Raw genomic sequence first — 19,728 nt, forward strand, 5'->3', positions numbered from 1 at the left:
CCAACCATGAATCACGAAAAAGCCCTCGTCTGGTTTCGCCGCGACCTGCGCGACGCCGACCATGCCGCCCTCGCCGCGGCACTCGCCACGGCAGGGGAAGTGTATTGCGCCTTCGTGTTCGATCGCGAGATCCTTGATGCGCTGCCGACGAAGCACGATCGCCGCGTCCATTTCATCCACGCTTCGCTAGGCGAACTCGACGCCGCGCTACGCGCCCGGGGCGGCGGGCTGATCGTCCGCCACGGCCGGGCCGCCGAGGAAATCCCGGCGCTGGCCAGGGCACTTGGCGTCAATGCGGTCTTCGCCAACCGCGACTACGAACCCGCTGCCAAACGCCGCGATGCCGAAGTCGCGGCGAGGCTGGGGGCCATCAACATCGGTTTTCGCGATTTCAAGGACCAGGCAATCTTCGATCGTGATGAAGTACTGACGCAGGCCGGCAAGGCGTTCACCGTCTTCACGCCGTACAAAAACGCCTGGTTGAAGCGGTTGACCGCAGCAGACTGCGCCACCTGCGCCGGCGCGGGGCGGCTGGCCGGCGGCGACCAGGCCGGGGTCCCGGCGCTGGCCGAAATCGGCTTCGAGACGACCGATCTCGCAGCACTCGGCATCCGCCCCGGCATGTCCGGCGCCCGCGCCCTGTGGGACGAATTCCGCCAGGAGCGCCTCGGGCGCTACGGCGCACTGCGCGACTACCCGGCGATCAAGGGGGTCTCCTACCTTTCGGTGCACCTGCGTTTCGGTACCATCGGCATCCGCGAACTGGTGCGCTGCGCGCTCGAGAATCGCGCCGACGCCTGGCTCAACGAGCTAATCTGGCGCGACTTCTATTTCATGATCCTCGACCGCTTCCCGCACGTCGTCGGCCATGCCTTTAAGCCGGAATACGACGCCATCCGCTGGAACGACTGGCCGGAGGGCTTCGCCGCCTGGTGCGCGGGACGTACCGGCTACCCGCTGGTCGACGCGGCGATGCGCCAGCTCGATTACAGCGGCTGGATGCACAACCGCCTGCGCATGGTCGTCGCCTCCTTCCTGACCAAGGATCTCGGCATCGACTGGCGGCTCGGCGAACGCTACTTCGCCGACCGGCTCAACGATTTCGACCTCGCGGCCAACAACGGCGGCTGGCAGTGGGCGGCATCCAGCGGCTGCGACGCCCAACCCTATTTCCGCATTTTCAACCCGGTGACGCAGTCGGAAAAATTCGACCCGGAAGGCAGGTTCATCCGCCGGTATGTGCCGGAACTGGCGGCACTACCAAACAAACGTATCCACGCACCGTGGCAGATGGGGAAACTGGAGCAGGAATCGATCGGCGTCGTGATCGGCCGCGATTATCCCGGGCCGATCGTCGACCACGCAACAGCCCGGGAAAAAACCCTGGGCCGCTACGCTGTCGTTAAAAAACCACCGCTTCAGGCAAGCGCCCTGGCCTTGACGTAACCCGCGATCAAGGCGAGCAACTGGTCCTCGTCGTAGGGTTTGCCGAGGTAGTCGCTGGCGCCGACCTCGAGTGCGTGGTTTCGGTGCTTCTCGGCCGTCCGCGAGGTGATCATGATCACCGGCAGGCCGCTGAGACGCTTGTCGGCGCGGATGTTGCGCACCAGATCGAAACCGTCCATGCGCGGCATTTCGATGTCGGAGAGCACGACATCGGGTACGACTTCGAGCAGTTGCTCTAGCGCATCGACCCCGTCCTTGGCCAGGACGACCTGATAACCTTCGCGGGTCAGCAGGCGGCTGGTGATCTTGCGTACCGTCAGCGAATCGTCGACCACCATCACCGTCGGCAGGCTGGCCGCCGCAGTAGCCACCGGTTCGGCGAACACCGGGGCCTCGCTTTGGACGCTGACCACCGGGATCCGGCTGGCCAGCGCCACCGGATTGAGGATCAGCACGACCTGGCCATCGCCCAGCACGGTGGCGCCGGCGATGCCGACCACCCGCGAGAGCTGGGCGCCGATATTCTTGACGACGACTTCCTGGTTGCCCCGGAGCTCGTCTACCTGCACGGCGACGCGTTGCGAACCAGAACGCAGCAACAGGATCCAGTAGCGGCGCTGCGCCTCGGGAGCCGCCCCGGTGTCGCCCAGAAGATGCGGCAGGAAATGGAAGGGATAGCGATTGCCCATCCACTCCGCTTCGCCACGCTGGCGCACGTCCGCAAGCTGCTCTTCCTTGAGTTCCAGCACCTGCTCGATCATCGTCGATGGCACGGCGTACATCTGCGAACCGACACGCAACAGCAGGGTTTGCGTCACCGCCAGCGTGAGCGGCAGGTAGAGGCGGAAGGTCGTTCCATGACCCGGCTGGGAAAGAATTTCGATCCGCCCGCCAAGTTCGGCGACCTCGGTCTTGACCACGTCCATGCCGACGCCCCGGCCGGCCAGCTGGCTGACCTCGCCGGCCGTCGAAAAGCCCGGACGAAAGATCATGTCGTAGAGCACGGCCTCGTCTGCGGCCTCGCCCGGTGCGAGGAGGCCCATCGCCTCGGCGCGGGCGCGGATGCGCTGGCCGTCCAGGCCACGACCGTCGTCGGCCATCGAAAGGATGATTTCATTGCCTTCCTGGGCCAGCGACACGGTGATATCGCCGATTTCCGGCTTGCCGGCAGTCTGCCGCTCGGCCCGGGGCTCGATTCCGTGCGCCACGGCATTGCGCAGCATGTGCTCGAGCGGCGCCATCATCTTGTCAAGCACCGAGCGGTCGAGTTCGACCTGGCCGCCGACGATGTCGAAGTTGGTCCGCTTGCCCAGTTCCTTCGCGCTCTGGCGGACGATGCGGAACAGGCGCTCGGCCTGGCTGGCGAACGGCATCATGCGCACGCCCATCAGTTCCTGTTGCAGGCCGCGGTTGAGGCGGGCCTGCGCGACGATGGCGGCATTGGCGTCGTCAAGGTTCTTGAGCAGGTTCTGCTGCACGGTCGCGACGTCGTTGACCGACTCGGCCATGAAGCGCGTCAGTTCCTGGAAGCGGGTGAAACGGTCGAGTTCGAGCGGATCGAAATCGGCGTGGCCCTCGTGCGCCTGGGCGACGCGCGCCTGAATCTGACCTTCGGCCTGGATTTCGATTTCACGCAACTGGCGGCGCAGACGAATCACGTTTTCCGTCAGGTCGAGCAGCGAGCCCTTGAGGCTGCGCATTTCGCCCTCGATCCGCGCGCGGGCGATGGACAGTTCGCCTGCCTCGTTGACCAGGCGGTCGATCAGGTCGGCGCGGACGCGGAGCGTGGCGCGATGGGCGCCCGCCTCGGCGTCGTGATCGCGCTCGATTTCGAGCGGCACCGCCACCGTCGGCGCGACGGCTGCCGGCGTTTCGCCCGGCGCAACAGCAGCGACCGGCTCGGGAATCGCGGATTCGCCGTGGCGCAGACGCTCGGTCGCCTGGGCCAGCGTGTCACAACCGCCCTCGATTTCATCGATGAAGGCCGGCGTCGCGCTGCCAGCGCGGAGAATGTCCTCGACCCGCGCTTCCAGGTGGTGCGTGAACTCGCCGAGGTTCATCGCGCCGGCCATGCGGGCATTGCCCTTGAAGGTATGGAGCAGGCGGGCGATGGCATGCGGCTGGGCATCGCTACCGAGATCGCCGCGCCACAGGCGCAACTGGACCGTCAGTTCGCGCAGCTGATCCTGCGCCTCTTCAAGGAAGATCGGCAGCAACTGTTCGTCGAGTTCGTCCTGCAGTCGCGGCACGGCTGGCTGCGGGGCTTGGACGACGGTTTCGACCGTTGCCGCTGGCTCGGGTTGCGGCGCGACCTCTTCCACGACGAACTCAGGTTCCGGTTCAAACTGAACGAACTCAGGTTCCAGTTCAGGCTGAACGACCTCCGGCACCGACACGGTGACGAAGACGTCCTCGAGCGCCGAAATCAGCTGCACCTGTTCTTCCGGCGCCTCTTGACGGGCCAATCCGGCAAACATGGCGTCCAGGGTGATGATCGCCTGGCGCACCGTCTCCAAACCTTCGATGCTGTCCGGCCGGCCGGAACTGTCGCGACGCAGCAGCGCATGCTCGAGCGCAATCGCGAGGCGGTTCAGGGGCATCAGCCCGACGGTCGCCGCGATGCCGCCCAGGGTATGGGCGGCGCGCGTCATATCGAACAAGGTCGGCGCCAGGGGATCGGCTTCGAGTGCCGCATAGGTGGCAAGCAGCGTCTGCAGATGGCCGCGCGCCTCGTCGCAGAAGATGTCGTACAGCGTCGGCGCCGGGGGTGCCGGGGGAATTTCGACAATTTCGGGCGTCGACCGCAACTCCTCGACTTCCGGCACCGGCAACTCGGCGAATGCCTGGGTCGTGTCTTCCCACGGTGGCGGAGCTGCCGGCTGTTCGAAAATCTCCGGCGGCTGCGCAGTTTCCGCCACTAGCTCGGGTTCGGCCGACAGGTCGAACAGGAACTCGTCCGCCATCGGCAGCGGCGCCTCGGCCGGCACAGCGGCAACCTGCTCCGGCGTTTCCCAGACTGGCTCGGGCGGCAGATCGATGACGGCGGAAGGCGCCTCATCGGCCACCGCGACAGGCAATTCCACTTCCTGCACCGGCGGTGTTGCCAGCGGCGCCGCGTCGAGCGCCTGGACGGCCGGCGTCGCCTCCTGGCTGCGCAGCAGTTCGGCCTTGGCAACCAGCGCGGTCGAATCGGGAATCGCGCCGCTCCCCTGCTCGAGGGCGGCGACCCAGCGCGAGAACAGGGCGTGGGCATCGGCGATCAGCGCGAGCAGGTCCGGCGTCACCGCCATGTCCTGACGCAACCACATGTTCAGTGTCTGCTCGAGCGCCCAGGCAGTTTCGCCCATTTCGGTGAGACCGACCATGCGGCCGCTGCCCTTGAGCGTGTGGGCGGAGCGCCGAATCGTCGTCAGGGCTTCGACATTGTTATGGTCACCGGCCAACAGGGCTGCCTGCTCGCTGACGGTGACCAGCACTTCGTGTGCTTCTTCGAGGAAGATCGACAGCAGTTCGGCGTCGATTTCGGCGTGGCTCGACTGTGCCAGTTCCACAGTCTCCGCCGAAGGCGCCGCCTCGGCTGCCAGCGGCAGAGCGACCGGGGTTTCGCTCGCGGGCTGCCATGCCTCCTCGCCGCCACCAATGTCGAATCCGGTGATGACCGTATCGGTCATCTCGCCGAACGGCAGGTCTTGCCCGACATCCTGAACCGGCACCGGCACTTGCGGCACCTCGGCAAGGCCCGCGAAGAGCGGGGAGACTTCCGGCACGAACGGTTCGAGCGGTTCAGCGACGCCCGTTGCAGCAGCTTCTTCCGCCACAGCCTGTTCGCCGCCTTCCGGCTGCCCGCCCTGCAGACGGCGGACGAAGGCATCGTAGTCGGTCTCGCCGTGTTGCAGAGCGTCGACAAAGAAGCCCAGCAGCGACAACTGTTGTGCCACCGCCTCGAAATCCTCGGCGGCCGGCGTGTAGCCCGGGCGCGCAAATGCCTGAATACGGCCGCCGCAGTCCTGCACGAGCGTCACGGCAGAGAAGTGGCCGAGCATGGTCAAGGCGCCGGCGATCTGTTTGAGCGGGGCGTCGAGCGCCGCCAGATCCTGGCCTTTTTCCGGGTTGCGGAAGAAGCCATCGAGCGCCTGCTCGACCTGTGCCAGATTGTTCTGGATTTCCCGCGCGACCTGCCCGACCAGCAGCTTTTCCTGGGCGCGCCGGGTCATTTCATCGAGCAGCGGCAGTTCGTCGTTGCCGCCTGCCGGCTTGCCGGCGATGCAGGCGTACAAGCGAGCGACCATGAGATCGACCTGCTGGGCGAAATCCATGCCGAGGCGATGGAAATTCTCCTGGGCGTTCTGCAGCAGGAGAATGGCGGTCGCCACTTCCATCGCCACGGCATCATTGTGGCGCCTGGAATCTTCGGCGAGCCAGGCGGCGAGGGCGGCAAAGCCCTGGCCCAGGCGCTTGAGATCGGTATGGCCGATTTCGTTGGTCAGCGCCGCACAACTCTGGGCATGCTGATCGAAAGCCGACAGCGCCGACGCGCTGCCGCTGCAGAACTTGTTCCACAACTCCTCGGTGGCGGCAAGGGTGTCGCGCAGGCGGCGCAAGGCAATTTCCTGCGGCTGGCTGGCTTGCTGCTCCGTGGCGGCGGCCGGCATCAGGGCCGGCAAGCCGAACACCGACTGCACCTCGGCGACCAGCATGCTGGCGCTGGCCGGGGCCTGGGCGACGGCATAAAGCACATCGCGCATCAGGCGCTCGGCAACGCCATGCGAGCCCTCTAACAGGCGGCGAATCTGCGTGTCGATACGGGCAAGCAGTTGTCGGGAATCGGGGACGGCATCGCCTTGCCGGTCGAACAGAGATTCGATGAAGGCCAGCGCCGCCCACCAGAACGAACGGGCGGCCGGTGCTTCCTGGGTGGCCTCGATGTTGTCGAGCGCCGCCCGCATGTTTTCGAGGGCGACGTGAGGTTCGCCCGTATGCTGCAGCCAAGCCAGCAGCCCGCGCTGGAAGCGCGCGCGCTCCGACTTGAGCAGGGTGTGCAGTTGCTCGGCCGAGAGCGGTGCGACCGGCACCGACCGCCGGGGCGCCCGTAGGGACAGGTCAGGGTGGAACAGATCGCTCGCGCTGCACGTCTGGCCGCGGGCGGCCGCCAGGGCACCATAGGCGGGCAGCAGGCGCAACGGCTGATTCGGCTCGCCGGCGACGAGGTCGTCGAGGTATTTACGGATCGCCGCCAGGGACTGCGCGAGCGTCGCCGAAATCTCCGACGTCAGCTGCAGGCGACGCTCCTCCAGCGCGCTGAGCAGCGCCTCGAGCGATTCGGTCACCTGTGTCACACCGTCCAGCCCGACGATCGCCAGGGCACCATGTACCTGGTGAACGTGGGTGCGGCAGAACCGGAGCTGGGTGGTGTCACCACTCAACTCATGCTGGCCGAGCGCTTCCGAGGCACGCTCGAGCGCCAGGTCGATCTCCCCCTTGACCCAGGTCAGCGGACCCAGATCGAATTCGGTTGCCGCATTCATAGTCTCTCGCGAATTCCGCTCAGTCCACCTTGAAGCCGGCAACCGAACCCTTCAGTTCGGACGCCAGGGCATTCAGTTCATCAACCGCCGCTGCCGTACGCTGGGTACCGGCCGTCGTCTGCTCCGTCACACTGAGGATGTCCTGCATCAGCTTGGCCACCGCAGTCGCGGAATCGGCCTGGGTCTGCGTCGAGGTCGAGATGTTTTCGATGAGGTCGGAAAGGTTGCGCGACACCTGACCGATCTCGGCCAGCGCCTGGCCCGCCGCGTCGGACCGCTTGGCCCCCTCCACCACACCCTGCGTCGATTGTTCCATGGCGGATACCGCGTCCTGCGTATCGGTCTGAATCGTCTTGACGATCGCTGCAATCTGCTTGGTCGCCTCGGCGGAACGTTCAGCGAGGCGCTGCACTTCCTCGGCAACCACCGTGAAGCCGCGTCCGGCGTCGCCGGCCGATGCCGCCTGGATGGCGGCGTTCAGCGCCAGCACGTTGGTCTGCTCGGTAATGTCGGAAATCAGTTCAACGATTTCGCCGATCTCCTGCGAGCTTTCGCCGAGGCGCTTGATCCGCTTCGAGGTTTCCTGGATCTGGTTGCGAATTTCGTCCATGCCCTTGATCGAGTCTTCCACCGCCTGCGTACCCTTTTCGGCTGCCGCCAGCGACTGGCGCGCCACCTGGGCGGACTGCGTCGCGTTGCCCGACACTTCGGTCATCGAGCGTGCCATTTCGAGCGCCGACTGGCCGGCGTCCTGAATTTCCCGCGATTGCCGTTCGGCGGCGGAGAGCAGTTCGGCCGAGGTCTGGCGGGCGATTTCGGTTGCCGCCGTCACGCGGTTCGCCGCATCGTTGATGCGGCCGACCAGCAGACGAAGCTCTTCGATCGTGTAGTTGATCGAGTCGGCGATGGCGCCGGTGATGTTTTCGCTCACCGTCGCGCTGGCGGTCAGGTCACCGTCGGCGAGGTCGCCCAGTTCGTTCATCAGCTGCAGAATCGCGTCCTGGTTTTCGCGGTTGGTCTGTTCCGAAGCCTGACGCTGGAGTTCGGCGTCTTCCGCACGGCGCCGCGTATCGTCGAGATAGATCTTGGCCAGCAGGGCCAGCACGGCGACCGCCAGCACAACCAGACTGAGCAGCACCAGCACGAAGCGGCCGCCTTCCGAAAGCTGTTGCTGGAAGCCGCCAGCCAGATCGTCGGTGGCCTTCAGCAAGTCCTCGCTGCCGCGGAAGATGCGGGCACCGGCCTGCTTGGAGAGCACCAGCGGCTGCATGTTGCCGAGAATGCTGCCGACCGCCGCCTGGTAGGACTTGAACGCCTTGTCGAGTTCACCCAGCTTTTCACGCGTATCCGCATCGTTGCTGCCCTTGCCCAGAGCCAGCAGGGTATCGCGGAAGGCGTTGGTGTCCTTGCCGAGCAGGAAGGCCACTTCCGGGTTGATCTCGTCACCGACCAGCAGGGCCGACGCGTTCTTGGCAATACGCTGGGTCAGCATCACCAGCTGGTTGGCCGCGGCAATCTCGCGCGCCCCACCGCCCGATTGCAGCTTGAGGGCGGCAACCTGTTCGGCCAGCTCGAGCATGATCGGGTTTTCGTTGTCGATGGTGGCAACGCTCTTGCCCAGCGCCACGAGGTTGGCTTCCTGCTCGATCACGGCCATGGCGTCCCGGTCGGTGTCGACCCAGAGCTTGGTCAGCGTCTCGAGCTGCGGGCGCACCGCATCCGGGGACGGGGGAACGTTGATGCCGCCGATATCGCCGCCGGAAGTCAGGCGCTCGAGCAGCTGGCTGAACGTCTCGCGCGAATCCTTGAGCTGCTTGAAGGCCGCCGGGTTACCCTGCAGCGCCAGCGTCGAGGCCTTGGCCAGGCGCTGGGAGAGCATGCGCATTTCGCCCGAGGCCGCGACGTAGGTCGTGCCGTATGCCGACTCGCGGTTGTTGAAGTAGACCAGCGTTGCGATGGCGATCAGGAGCACCACGAAGATGGTGCCCAGGGTCTTCATCTGCTGGATAACCGGCTGCTGGACGAAGAACGCCGGCAAGAAGGACGACCCGGATTTCGCGGGAGCTTCCGACGTAGAGCCCTCCGCGACAGTCATGGGTGAATCCGTACTTTCCTTGCCGCCAATCCCAAGGTTCTTCAAGCTGAACGCCATGTTTATCCTCCGCTGCGGGTCTGCAATGATCAGACGCCAATATTCATGAAATCGTTATCGGCGAGCAGGTCGCGCACCGAGAGTTTGCGCCAGATGTCGCCCTGACCGTCCGCGTAGCGCACCGCCCCCCAGGCCGGCGCTGCCGGGTCTGCCGGCTCCGCGCTGAAATCTTCCGGATTCTTCAGGCCCAGCATGCGGGTGACCAGCAGCGCCGCATTGGAGCCGTGCTTGCTACCAACCAGCAGCAAACGGGTGTTGTTGTTCCGCGGTGTCGGCGCCCCTCCGCAAAAAACGGAGAAATCCGCCACGGCATGCAGGCTGCCGCGAATGTTGGCGATGCCGGCGAACCAGGGCCGGGTCAGGGGAACCGGCGTCAGCTTCAACGCCTGGACGATTTCGCCGCTGTCCGAAAGATCGATCAGCCAGTTTTCCTCGCCCACCCGCATGCCCAGCCATGAAGAAGCGCCGCGCCCCTGCGCGGCGGTCGTCAGGCGGCCGGCAAGATACGCCTGAAAATCCCGAAGACTGGTTTTCTTGGCCATTCGGGTCAGGGCAACGCCGCGATTTTCTTCAACAGTTCTTCCGGATTGACCGGCTTGACGATGTAGTCCGCGGCCCCCTGGCGCAAACCCCAGATCTTGTCGGTTTCCTGGCCTTTCGTGGTGCAGACGATGACCGGAATATTCTTGGTCTCCTCGTCGCGCGTGAGGGTGCGGGTCGCCTGGTAGCCATTGAGCCCGGGCATCACGACATCCATCAGGATCAGGTCGGGCTTGGTCGCCTTGGCCTTGGCGATCCCTTCTTCACCGTTTTCGGCGGTGCTGACCTGGTAGCCGGCCTTGGTCAGCAGGTCGGTGGCAAAAAAACGCTCCGTGGGGGAATCGTCGACTACGAGAATATTTTTTACGGGCATTGGTACTCCAGCCTTTATGAAATTTCGGAAGCAGCCGGTGCTGCGAACATGGCGACCGTCTGCAACAGACTGTCCTTGGTGAATGGCTTGGTCAGATACTGGTCGGAACCAACCATGCGGCCACGGGCGCGGTCGAACAGACCATCCTTCGAGGACAGCATGATCACCGGCGTCGACTTGAAGCGCGGGTTCTTCTTGATCAGGGAACAGGTCTGATAGCCGTCGAGGCGCGGCATCATGATGTCGCAGAAGATGATCTTCGGCTGATGATCGGCGATTTTCGCCAGTGCATCGAAGCCGTCCTCGGCGAGCACGACCTGACATCCGGCCTGCACGAGAAATATCTCCGCGCTCCGCCGGATCGTATTGCTGTCGTCAATGACCATCACCTTGACGTCACGCAGCCTGCTTAAGTCAGCCAATTAAGTCCCCTTACCCCTCGTCAGGAGGCTATTCTAGCGGCGTATCATACTACGCTGTAGTCAAATTTCCACCATCTCGAAATCGCTCTTGCGCGCCCCGCATTCGGGACAGACCCAGTTCATCGGCACATCGTCCCAGCGGGTTCCCGGCGCGAGGCCCTCGTCGGGCAGACCGGCCGCCTCGTCGTACATGAAACCGCAGATCAGGCACATCCAGGTCTTGTAGTCGTTTTCTTCGCTCATTTCGGGACATTGCCGGCAACCGGATTCGGATAAAATCCGCCCCATCTTACCCAATCGCCGCCTTGTTCGTCACCTGAGCGGCAATCCATGAACGCCAGAACCCCCACGCCGCCGCTCGTTCTCGTCTTCGCCGCCAGTGATCCGACCGCCGGTGCCGGCATCCAGGCGGACCTCCTGACGCTGGCCAGCCTCGGCTGTCATCCGCTGACCGCGTTGACGGCAGTCACCGTGCAGGACACCGTCGGGGTCGACAGCGTGCACCCGGTCGCCGCCGACCTGCTGGAAAGCCAGGCCCGGGTGCTGCTGGAGGACATGCAGGTGGCCGCCTTCAAGATCGGCGTGCTGGGCAGCGTCGAAAACGTCGTGGCGGTGGCCGAGATCCTCTCCGACTACCCCGACGTACCGCTGATCTTCGACCCGGTCCTCGCCTCCGGCCGTGGCGACGAACTGTCCGGCGAGGAGATCATCTCGGCGATGCGTGAAATGCTGCTGCCGCAGACCACGCTGCTCACGCCCAACGCCCCCGAGGCCCGACGGCTGGCCGAAAGCGACGAGGACGACGGCGAGCCGTCGGTCGACGTCTGCGCCCGCCGTCTGATCGACATGGGCGCGCAGTACGTGCTGATCACCGGCACGCACGAAAACACGCCGCAGGTCTTCAACACGCTGTACGGCCCGGAGGGCGTCATCCGCCGCGACCGCTGGGAAAGGCTGCCCGGCAGCTACCACGGCTCCGGCTGCACGCTGGCCTCGGCCATCGCCGGCTGCATCGCCGGCGGGGCGAGCATCGAGGATGCCGTGCGCGACGCCCAGGACTACACCTGGCAGACGCTGGCCAACGGCTTCCGGCCCGGCATGGGGCAGTTCATTCCCGACCGCTTCTTCTGGGCGCGCGGCGAGGGCGACGAGCCGGCGGCGACCGACGCGAAAGCCGATGGCCCATAGACTGCGCGGCCTCTACGCCATCACGCCCGAGCGCGCCGACGGCGGGCGCCTGCTCGCTGCCGTCGAAGCCGCCCTGGCCGGCGGCTGCCATCTCGTCCAGTTCCGCGACAAGGTCAGCGCCATGCCCGAGCGCGTCGCCCGCGCCCGCGCCCTGCGTGCCCTGACCCGCCGCTACGGTGCCCGGCTCCTGATCAACGACGACCTCGCGCTGGCCGCCCTGGTCGATGCCGACGGCGTGCACCTCGGGCGCGACGACAGCTGCCTTGCCGCCGCCCGCGCCATGCTCGGCCCCGACAGGATTCTCGGCGCCTCATGCTACGCCGACTTCGCCGCAGCCGAACGCGCAGCAGCGGCCGGCGCCGACTATCTCGCCTTCGGCGCCGTGCATCCGTCGCCGACCAAGCCGCATGCCCCGCTGGCTGCGGTCGACCTGTTTTTCCAGGCCAAGACGGCGCTGACCGCAACGACCTGCGCCATCGGCGGCATCACGCTCGCCAACGCGCCCCCGCTGATCGCCGCCGGCGCCGACCTGCTCGCCGTCATCAGCGACCTGTTCGACGCCCCGGACATCGCGGCCCGGGCGGCCGCCTATCAACGACTCTTCGAGGAGCACAGCACATGACTTCCCGCAACCAGCAACTGTTCGAACGCGCCCAGCGCCACATCCCCGGCGGTGTCAATTCGCCGGTCCGCGCCTTCCGCTCGGTCGGCGGCACCCCCTGCTTCATCCGCAAGGGCGTCGGCCCCAAGGTGCAGGACGCCGACGGCAACTGGTACGTCGACTACGTCGGCTCGTGGGGGCCGATGATCCTTGGCCACGCCCACCCGGAAGTCATCGCGGCGGTCCGCGCCGCCGCCGAAAACGGCCTGTCCTTCGGTGCCCCGACCGAGAAGGAGGTCGAGATTGCCGACCTCCTGTGCGAACTGGTGCCGTCGATGGACATGGTCCGCCTGGTTTCTTCCGGCACCGAGGCGACGATGAGCGCCATCCGCCTGGCGCGCGGCCACACCGGGCGCGACGTGCTGGTCAAGTTCGAGGGTTGCTACCACGGCCATTCGGACAGCCTGCTGGTCAAGGCCGGCTCGGGCGCACTGACGTTCGGCAACCCGTCGTCCGGCGGCGTGCCGGCCGATCTGGCGCAGCACACCATGGTGCTCGCCTACAACGATGCGCAGCAGCTGGCCGACGCCTTCGCCCAACATGGCGACCGGATCGCCGCCGTGATCGTCGAGCCGGTCGTCGGCAACATGAACCTGATCGCGCCGACGCCGGAATTCCTCCAAGCGATGCGCGCGTTGTGCACGAAACACGGCGCCGTGCTGATTTTCGACGAGGTGATGACCGGCTTCCGCGTCGACCTCAGGAGCGCCCAGGGCCTGTTCGGCATCACGCCGGACCTGTCCACCTTCGGCAAGGTCGTCGGCGGCGGCATGCCGCTCGGCGCCTTCGGCGGCAAGCGCGAAATCATGGAAAAGATCGCCCCGCTCGGCCCGGTCTACCAGGCCGGCACGCTGTCCGGCAATCCGGTGGCGGTCGCCGCCGGCCTGGCGACGTTGAAGCTGATCCAGGAAGAGGGTTTCTACGAAGCGTTGACCGCGAAGACCAAGTCGCTGTGCGATGGCCTGGTCGCCGCGGCGAAGAAACATGGTGTCGCCTTCGCGGCGCAGAACTTCGGCGGCATGTTCGGCCTCTATTTCGCCGAAAGCTGCCCCGCCACCTACGACGCCGTGCTGGCCTGCGACAAAGACGCCTTCAACCGCTTCTTCCACGCCATGCTCGACGCCGGCCACTATTTCGCGCCGTCGGCCTTCGAGGCCGGCTTCGTTTCCGCCGCGCACGGCGACGCCGACATCGCGTCGACCGTGGCTGCCGCCGAAGCGTACTTCGCCAGCCTGAAATGAGCAGCGGCGCCGCCTGGATCGTCCTCCTCGTGGCCGGGCTGTGCGAGATCGGCTGGGCGGTCGGGCTCAAATACACCGAGGGTTTCAGCCGCCTCGGGCCATCGGCGGCGACGCTGGTCGCCATGGTCACCAGTGTCGTGCTGCTCGGCTGGTCGCTGAAGGTGCTGCCGCTGGGCACCGCCTACGCCGTGTGGACCGGCATCGGCGCCGTCGGCACGGCGATCCTCGGCATCCTCCTGTTCGGCGAATCGCGCGAGGTCGCGCGCCTGGTCAGCATCGGGCTGATCGTCGCCGGCATCGTCGGCCTCAAGCTGCTGACGCCGGACACTCACTGACTGCTGCGGTCGACGGCGAAAAAAGGCCGATTTTCAAAGCCTGCGCTACATCAGGAACAGCGTCGCCAGCCCGAGAAAGATGAAGAAGCCGCCGGAATCGGTCAGGGCGGTGATCATCACCGAGCCGCCGACCGCCGGGTCGGCGCCAAACTTCTGTCGCAGCAGCGGGATGCCGACACCGGCCGAGGCCGCCAGCAACAGGTTGAGCGTCATCGCCGAGGTCATCACGACGCCGAGCTTGAAGCTGCCGTAGAGCCACCAGGCGGCGATGCCGAGCAGGCCGCCCCAGATCAGGCCATTGATGGTCGCGACGCCGAGTTCCTTGCGCAGCAGCCGGCGCGCCGCGTCGGGCTGGACCTGGCCCATGGCGATGGCGCGCACGATCATGGTGATCGTCTGGTTGCCCGAGTTGCCGCCGATACCGGCGACGATGGGCATCAGCGCGGCGAGCGCCACGAGTTTTTCGATCGAGTCCTCGAAGGCGCCGATCACCCGCGAGGCGACGAAGGCAGTCACCAGGTTGATCGCCAGCCAGGCCCAGCGGTTCTTCACCGAATCCCAGACCGAGGCGAAGATGTCCTCCTCCTCGCGCAGACCGGCCTGCGCCAGCTGTTCGCTCTCGGCTTCCTCGCGAATGAAATCCACCACCGCATTGACGGTGACGCGGCCGACCAGCTTGCCATCCCGGTCAACGACTGGCGCCGAGACGAGGTCATAGCGCTCGAAGGCCTTGGCGGCCTCTTCGGCCAGATCGTCGGGTTCGAGTTCGACGAACTCGGTCTGCATCAGGGCGCCGACCTCGTCCTCGACCTCGTTGACCAGCAGGATGTTGAGCGGCAGGACGCCCTTGAGGTGTTCCTCGCGGTCGACCACGAACAGCTGGTCGGTATGGTCGGGCAGTTCGTCGAAGCGGCGCAGGTAGCGCAGCACGACTTCGAGCGTCACGTCCTCGCGGACGGTGACCATCTCGAAATCCATGATCGAGCCGACCGAGTCCTCAGGATAGGACATCGCCGCCCGCAGCTGCTCGCGCTCCTCGACCGACAGCGACTGGAAGACGTCGGCGACGACATCGTGTGGCAGGTCGGGAACGAGGTCGGCGAGTTCGTCGGCATCGAGGGTTTCGGCCGCCGCCACCAGTTCGGTACGCTCCATCGAGTCGATGAGCGTTTCGCGTACCGCATCCGAGACTTCGAGCAGGATTTCGCCTTCGCGCTCGGACTTGACCAGGTTCCAGGCAATCAGGCGCTCGTCGGGTGGCAGCGCCTCGAGGATGTAGGCGATGTCTGCCGGGTGCATCGGCGCGAGCTTGGTCTGCAGTTCGTTCAGGTGCTGCTTGTGGACGATGTCCTCGACCAAGTCGTGGCGCGGCCCCTCCTGGCGGTGAACCAGATCCTCGACCAGCTTGTGCCGCGCGAGCAGGACCTGCACCTCGGCGAGGCGCTCCTGCAGGTCTTCGGTGTCGGCAATCTGGTTTTCTTCGCTCATGGTGCAGCGCCGCAAGAGGAGCGCCATTCTAGCACCGGGCGAATGTCGGGGTTCTTACAAAATCAGGGCACTTCGGCGGCCGGCATACGGGCCAGAATGATCGCCGTCTTGCGCGCCAGCCCCGGCGCCCCGCGATTACGGTCGTAATAACGCGGATTCGGCACCATGCCCGCCAGTTTGGCCGCCTGTTCCGGCCCCAACTGGCCGGCACCGACACCAAAATAATGGCGCGCCGCCGCCTCGGCGCCGAAAACGCCGTTGCCCCATTCGATCACATTCAGGTAAACCTCGAAAATCCGCCGCTTGCTCCACAGGTTTTCCAGCATCAACGTGATGATGGCCTCCTCGGCCTTGCGGAAATACGACTTGGTCGGCGTCAGAAACAGGTTTTTCGCCAGTTGCTGGCTGATGGTCGATCCGCCAGCGACGAAGCGCCCCTTCTTCTGGTTTTTTTCCATCGCTTTCTGGATGCCTTCCCAGTCGAAGCCTTCATGATCGACGAACTTGGCATCCTCTGAGGCGATGATGGCGCGCTTGAGGTGCGGCGAGATGCGCTCGTAGGGAACCCACTGCTTTTTGAGCTGGGCCTCGGGATTCCTGACCCGCAGTTCGGCGAGGCGGATTTCCATGAAGCGCGTGGTTCCGGGATCGACCCACTTCCACAGCAGTACCCAGCCGAGCAGCCACAACTGCCAGACGACGAAAAGGCCGATCAGGCCGAGCAATCCCCACTTGAGCCAGCGGCCCAGGTGCCTCATGCCGCCAGTTGTGCGCGCAGGGCGGCGAGAACCGGCGCGCTGTCCGGGCGCACCCCGCGCCAGACGAGGAAGGCTTCGGCCGCCTGCTCGACCAGCATGCCGAGGCCGTCGGCCCGCCGGGCGGCACCCTGTTCGCGGGCCAGCGCCAAAAACGGCGTCTCGCCCTTGCCGTACATCATGTCGTAGGCGAGGCTGCCCGGCGCGAAAATGCCGGCCGGTAGCGGCAAGGCCGCGCCGGAAAGACTGGCCGACGTGGCGTTAATCACGATATCGAAGCAATTGCCGGCGATTTCGGCGAAATTTCCTGCGTCGACCGCAGCGATGTCGGAAAACTGCCGGGCCAGGGCCGCCGCCTTGTCGGCGGTGCGGTTGGCAACGAACAGGCTGGCCGGAGCGTCGGCCAGCAGCGGCGCGATCACGCCGCGCGCGGCGCCACCGGCGCCAAGCAGGAGGATGCGCTTGCCGGCCAGCGGAAAGGCGAGGTTGGCCTCGATGTCGCGCACCAGACCGGCGCCGTCGGTATTGTCGCCGTAGATTTCGCGCCCCGCGAAGGCCAGTGTATTGACCGCGCCCGCCCGTTCGGCGCGGGCGCTCAGGCGGGTGCTCAGACGGAACGCCTCTTCCTTGAACGGCACCGTCACGTTCGCGCCCTTGCCGCCGGCGGCGATGAAGCCGCGCACCGTTTCGGCGAAGCCGTCGAGCGGCGCCAGCAGGGCTTCATAGACGAGGTCCTGCCGGCATTGCGCGGCGAATTGCGCATGAATGGCCGGCGACCGGGAATGGGCAACCGGGTTGCCCAGCACGCAATAACGGTCGGTCATTTTGCCGAGAGCTGATCGCCCTGTGTGAAATACCAGGTGCGGGTGATTTCGAGAATGTCGGTATCGCGCCGGATGTCCGGGGGAAACGGCGAGTAGGGCGACGCCATCTGGACGATGCGGCGGGCGGCGTCATCGAGCACCTTGTAGCCCGACGAGCGGTTGATGTCGACACGGTTGAGGCTGCCGTCGTGGTTGAGCGATACGGTCAGCACCAGCGAACCATAGAGCTTGCCGCGCGCCGCGTCCGGGTAGTTCAGCGTCCCGATGCGCTCGACCTTCTGGCGCCAGTCCTCGATGTACTGGGCGAAGCGGTATTCCTCGGCGCGCGCGCCGATGTTCTTCTTGCGCGGCCGCTTGTTGTACTCGTCCATGCTCTTGTTGATTTCGCCTTCCAGGCGCGCCATCGCGCGCGCCGACTCGGCGAGGTCGGCACCGCTGAGCGTGGGCGACGGCACCGGCTGCTCGGCGGCATTGCGGGCGGCGGCGACGGCGCGCGCCGACTTGGCCTCGGTCAGCATCTTCTGCTGGGCGACTTCCAATTCGCGCATGCGGCGCTGCATGCGCTCGATCTCGGTGCCCGCGGTCTGCTGCGGCGTCGGCGGCAGGGGCGTCTTGAGGCGCCGGTTCTCATCAGTGTTGCCGCCGCCGTCGAGATTGGCCTGCGCCAGCGCCTGCGCGTGGGTCGGCTTCTTCGCCGACTTGGCGTTGACCAGGATGATGTCCAGCGCCTTGTCGCGCATGGCCTTGGAGGCATCCGGAAAACTGAAATGCAGCGTCATCAACAGTCCGTGCACGGCCAGCGAAATGGCGATCGCCAGCCACAGGCGGCGGTTGTCCGCAGCCAACGGTTGCCAGGAAAGCGCTGCGACGCTCACTGCTCTTCTTCCTCCTCGACCGCCTCTTCGGGCAGGACCTCATCCAGGACAGAAAGATAGCGGCAACTGACTTCCGGGCCAAGCAGGTCGATCGTTTCGACCGCCAGCCGCAGGCGCCGGCCCGGCCCGAGGTCGGCGGGCACCGACGGCACGCGCAGGAGCAGGGGCAGGTGGTCGAGCTTGACCAGCTGCTCGCGGCGCACGGTCGCGTCGATCTCCGTCACGCCGTGCTGTTGCAGCCAGCGCAGGCACCAGTAGCGCTCCATCAGGCGCTGGAAGTCGGCGTAGGCGGCGTAGGTTTGCTCGAAATCGCGCATGGCGGCGAAGAGTTCCGCCGACTTCTGGGCGAAGGCCGGCGTCTCGCCCTGCAGGCAGGCGATCAGCTGCCACTGGTTGACCAGGTCGCAATAGCGGCGCAGCGGCGATGTCATCCAGGCGTATTGCGGCACGCCGAGGCCTTCGTGCGGCAGCGGCGAGGTGGTCATGCGCACCTTGCCCTGCGTCTGGGCGCGGTACAGGCAGGCGACGTTCCGCTCGGCGAGCAGGCCGCCCCAGGTCGAGTTGGCGACGATCATCAGTTCGGCCACCAGCTTGTCGAGCGGGCTGCCGCGCTTGCGCTCGGAAATGTCGACCGTGCACCCATCCGGGTCGGCGAGGTCGCCGGCGATGGCGAAGTTGTAGTCGTTGATGCCCTGCATCGCCGAGGGCTTGCCGCGCCGCCCTTCGCAGGCGTTGGCGAAATGCCAGAGGTGCACCAGTTCGTCCCGGAAGGGCTGGTCGGGCAGCGGGCCGTTGATGGTTTCCGCGTTGAACCAGGGTTCGATTTCATGGTGGCGCAGGTTGGCGGCGATGTGCACCATCTCCAGCCGCGATTCGTGGTCAAGAATTTCCAGCGACTCGCTGACCGTCAGGTAGAGCGACACCGCCGGGCAATCGACGCCGCCGGCCAGCGTGTAGTTCTGTACCACGGCGTCGGGCAGCATGGTGATCTTGTTGCCGGGCATGTAGACGGTCGACAGGCGGGCGCGCGCCACACCGTCGAGCGGCGAGCCGTGCTCGATGGCCAGCCCGGGCGCCGCGATGTGGATGCCGATGCGTGAACCGATGCCGGGCAGCTTGACGACCGACAGCGCATCGTCGATTTCGGTGGTATGGGCATCGTCGATCGAGAAGGCACGCACGTCGGCGCGCGGCAGGTCGTCCGGCAGCTGCGGCGCCGCCAGCGCCGGGAAGGCGGTGCCCTTGGGAAACTGCTCGTGCAGGAAGCGGCGGTAGTGCAGGTGGTAGGCTGACTTGACGGCGCCGCACTTGAACAGCAGTTGCGCGGCGCTCAGCCCGGTTTCGCTGCAGGCGGTCTCGAAAGCCTTGGTTTCCGGCCGGTTGCGGTCCGGTGCGTAGAGCAGCGCGTCGGTCAGCGCCGCGATTTCCGGCGGCAGGCGAAATTCCTTCAGCGCGGCGATCCAGCCTTCGACCTGGATGGCTTGCTGACGCTTCTTTTCAAGACTGGCCAGAGCAGCTGCGAGAATGTCTGGAGGCGCCTTGCGGAAGCGCCCCTTGCCTTTGCGATGGAAATAGACGGGCGCCGCGTGCAGGGCCAGCAGCACCGCCGTCGCGTCGACCGGCGCGGGGTCGTGTCCGTAGTAATCACGGGCAAAATCAAGAAACGAAAATTCGCCATCGCTCACGCACTCCCACAGGAAATCCGCCTCGATCTCTTCGGCCAGCGGCGTTGCCTGATCCAGCAGGGCCGGCGCCGAGGGCTTCTCGAAACGCAACAACACGGTGGCCGCCTTGATCTTGCTGCGCTTGCCGGAGGGCATTTCGACCTGCAACGAGCTGTCGTTGTCGGCCATGATGCTGCCGGCCTTGAAGCCGCCATCTTCTTCGAACAATACATTCATCG

General features: G+C 65.9%; 16 protein-coding genes. 5 read left to right on the top strand and 11 right to left on the bottom strand.

What is annotated here, in order from left to right; all coding sequences use genetic code 11:
• The first annotated feature begins 6 nt into the window (after nt 1–6).
• On the top strand, nt 7–1,446 hold the full coding sequence (locus tag GH660_RS14780) for a deoxyribodipyrimidine photo-lyase (RefSeq protein WP_153147456.1): 1,440 nt from the start codon (nt 7–9) through the stop codon (nt 1,444–1,446).
• Here the strand turns inward: GH660_RS14780 and GH660_RS14785 are convergent.
• The 6 genes from GH660_RS14785 to GH660_RS14810 all read right to left on the bottom strand — a co-directional run bounded on the left by GH660_RS14785 (nt 1,419) and on the right by GH660_RS14810 (nt 10,671).
• Nucleotides 1,419–6,971 carry an Hpt domain-containing protein gene (locus GH660_RS14785; protein WP_153147457.1) on the bottom strand — a complete coding sequence of 1,851 codons (5,553 nt, stop codon included), beginning with the start codon at nt 6,969–6,971 and terminating at the stop codon, nt 1,419–1,421. The genes GH660_RS14780 and GH660_RS14785 overlap by 28 nt on opposite strands.
• 19 nt (nt 6,972–6,990) lie before the next feature.
• A complete protein-coding gene (locus tag GH660_RS14790) occupies nt 6,991–9,066 on the bottom strand; it encodes a methyl-accepting chemotaxis protein (RefSeq protein WP_228276509.1) in 2,076 nt (691 codons plus the stop codon).
• An 86-nt stretch (nt 9,067–9,152) separates the two neighbouring features.
• A complete protein-coding gene (locus GH660_RS14795; RefSeq protein WP_153147459.1) occupies nt 9,153–9,665 on the bottom strand; it encodes a chemotaxis protein CheW in 513 nt (170 codons plus the stop codon).
• Nucleotides 9,666–9,670: 5 nt separating this feature from the next.
• A complete protein-coding gene (locus GH660_RS14800) occupies nt 9,671–10,036 on the bottom strand; it encodes a response regulator transcription factor (protein ID WP_153147460.1) in 366 nt (121 codons plus the stop codon).
• A 14-nt stretch (nt 10,037–10,050) separates the two neighbouring features.
• On the bottom strand, nt 10,051–10,422 hold the full coding sequence (locus tag GH660_RS14805) for a PleD family two-component system response regulator (protein ID WP_153147537.1): 372 nt from the start codon (nt 10,420–10,422) through the stop codon (nt 10,051–10,053).
• Between the two features lie 96 nt (nt 10,423–10,518).
• On the bottom strand, nt 10,519–10,671 hold the full coding sequence (locus GH660_RS14810) for a rubredoxin (RefSeq protein WP_255478846.1): 153 nt from the start codon (nt 10,669–10,671) through the stop codon (nt 10,519–10,521).
• Between the two features lie 117 nt (nt 10,672–10,788).
• Between GH660_RS14810 and GH660_RS14815 the strand changes: the two genes are divergently transcribed.
• From GH660_RS14815 to sugE, 4 genes are read left to right on the top strand one after another with little or no spacing between them, the layout of a single operon-like run.
• A complete protein-coding gene (locus GH660_RS14815) occupies nt 10,789–11,646 on the top strand; it encodes a hydroxymethylpyrimidine/phosphomethylpyrimidine kinase (protein WP_153147462.1) in 858 nt (285 codons plus the stop codon).
• Nucleotides 11,636–12,268 carry a thiamine phosphate synthase gene (gene thiE, locus GH660_RS14820; RefSeq protein ID WP_153147463.1) on the top strand — a complete coding sequence of 211 codons (633 nt, stop codon included), beginning with the start codon at nt 11,636–11,638 and terminating at the stop codon, nt 12,266–12,268. Before GH660_RS14815 ends, thiE begins: the two co-directional genes overlap by 11 nt.
• A complete protein-coding gene (hemL, locus tag GH660_RS14825; protein WP_153147464.1) occupies nt 12,265–13,548 on the top strand; it encodes a glutamate-1-semialdehyde 2,1-aminomutase in 1,284 nt (427 codons plus the stop codon). Before thiE ends, hemL begins: the two co-directional genes overlap by 4 nt.
• Nucleotides 13,545–13,883 carry a quaternary ammonium compound efflux SMR transporter SugE gene (sugE, locus tag GH660_RS14830; RefSeq protein ID WP_153147465.1) on the top strand — a complete coding sequence of 113 codons (339 nt, stop codon included), beginning with the start codon at nt 13,545–13,547 and terminating at the stop codon, nt 13,881–13,883. The genes hemL and sugE overlap by 4 nt, the downstream gene beginning before the upstream one ends.
• 45 nt (nt 13,884–13,928) lie before the next feature.
• Here the strand turns inward: sugE and mgtE are convergent, their stop codons facing one another.
• From mgtE to GH660_RS14855, 5 genes are all read right to left on the bottom strand, one after another.
• Entirely contained in the window at nt 13,929–15,371 is a 1,443-nt protein-coding gene (gene mgtE / locus GH660_RS14835) for a magnesium transporter (RefSeq protein ID WP_153147466.1), read from the bottom strand.
• Nucleotides 15,372–15,433: 62 nt separating this feature from the next.
• Nucleotides 15,434–16,129, bottom strand: a complete 696-nt coding sequence (mtgA, locus tag GH660_RS14840; RefSeq protein ID WP_153147467.1) for a monofunctional biosynthetic peptidoglycan transglycosylase — start codon at nt 16,127–16,129, stop codon at nt 15,434–15,436.
• A complete protein-coding gene (gene aroE, locus GH660_RS14845) occupies nt 16,126–16,950 on the bottom strand; it encodes a shikimate dehydrogenase (RefSeq protein ID WP_153147468.1) in 825 nt (274 codons plus the stop codon). The genes mtgA and aroE overlap by 4 nt, the downstream gene beginning before the upstream one ends.
• On the bottom strand, nt 16,947–17,825 hold the full coding sequence (locus tag GH660_RS14850) for an energy transducer TonB (protein ID WP_228276510.1): 879 nt from the start codon (nt 17,823–17,825) through the stop codon (nt 16,947–16,949). Before GH660_RS14850 ends, aroE begins: the two co-directional genes overlap by 4 nt.
• Nucleotides 17,822–19,726 (bottom strand): ribonuclease catalytic domain-containing protein, encoded by a 1,905-nt coding sequence (locus GH660_RS14855; protein WP_153147469.1) that lies wholly within the window; start codon nt 19,724–19,726, stop codon nt 17,822–17,824. The genes GH660_RS14850 and GH660_RS14855 overlap by 4 nt, the downstream gene beginning before the upstream one ends.
• Between the last annotated feature and the right edge of the window lie 2 nt (nt 19,727–19,728).

The sequence above is a fragment of the Dechloromonas sp. H13 genome (assembly GCF_009469615.1).
Taxonomy (GTDB): domain Bacteria; phylum Pseudomonadota; class Gammaproteobacteria; order Burkholderiales; family Rhodocyclaceae; genus Azonexus.

What these genes read in the sequence shown, in the direction of transcription:
- GH660_RS14780 (WP_153147456.1), top strand. Translation starts at nt 7, where the DNA reads ATGAATCACGAAAAAGCCCTCGTCTGGTTTCGCCGCGACCTGCGCGAC.
- GH660_RS14810 (WP_255478846.1), bottom strand. Translation starts at nt 10,671, where the DNA reads ATGTGCCTGATCTGCGGTTTCATGTACGACGAGGCGGCCGGTCTGCCC.
- mtgA (WP_153147467.1), bottom strand. Translation starts at nt 16,129, where the DNA reads ATGAGGCACCTGGGCCGCTGGCTCAAGTGGGGATTGCTCGGCCTGATC.
- thiE (WP_153147463.1), top strand. Translation starts at nt 11,636, where the DNA reads ATGGCCCATAGACTGCGCGGCCTCTACGCCATCACGCCCGAGCGCGCC.
- hemL (WP_153147464.1), top strand. Translation starts at nt 12,265, where the DNA reads ATGACTTCCCGCAACCAGCAACTGTTCGAACGCGCCCAGCGCCACATC.
- GH660_RS14800 (WP_153147460.1), bottom strand. Translation starts at nt 10,036, where the DNA reads ATGCCCGTAAAAAATATTCTCGTAGTCGACGATTCCCCCACGGAGCGT.
- GH660_RS14855 (WP_153147469.1), bottom strand. Translation starts at nt 19,726, where the DNA reads ATGAATGTATTGTTCGAAGAAGATGGCGGCTTCAAGGCCGGCAGCATC.
- GH660_RS14790 (WP_228276509.1), bottom strand. Translation starts at nt 9,066, where the DNA reads ATGACTGTCGCGGAGGGCTCTACGTCGGAAGCTCCCGCGAAATCCGGG.
- GH660_RS14805 (WP_153147537.1), bottom strand. Translation starts at nt 10,422, where the DNA reads ATGGTCATTGACGACAGCAATACGATCCGGCGGAGCGCGGAGATATTT.
- aroE (WP_153147468.1), bottom strand. Translation starts at nt 16,950, where the DNA reads ATGACCGACCGTTATTGCGTGCTGGGCAACCCGGTTGCCCATTCCCGG.
- GH660_RS14815 (WP_153147462.1), top strand. Translation starts at nt 10,789, where the DNA reads ATGAACGCCAGAACCCCCACGCCGCCGCTCGTTCTCGTCTTCGCCGCC.
- mgtE (WP_153147466.1), bottom strand. Translation starts at nt 15,371, where the DNA reads ATGAGCGAAGAAAACCAGATTGCCGACACCGAAGACCTGCAGGAGCGC.
- sugE (WP_153147465.1), top strand. Translation starts at nt 13,545, where the DNA reads ATGAGCAGCGGCGCCGCCTGGATCGTCCTCCTCGTGGCCGGGCTGTGC.
- GH660_RS14795 (WP_153147459.1), bottom strand. Translation starts at nt 9,665, where the DNA reads ATGGCCAAGAAAACCAGTCTTCGGGATTTTCAGGCGTATCTTGCCGGC.
- GH660_RS14785 (WP_153147457.1), bottom strand. Translation starts at nt 6,971, where the DNA reads ATGAATGCGGCAACCGAATTCGATCTGGGTCCGCTGACCTGGGTCAAG.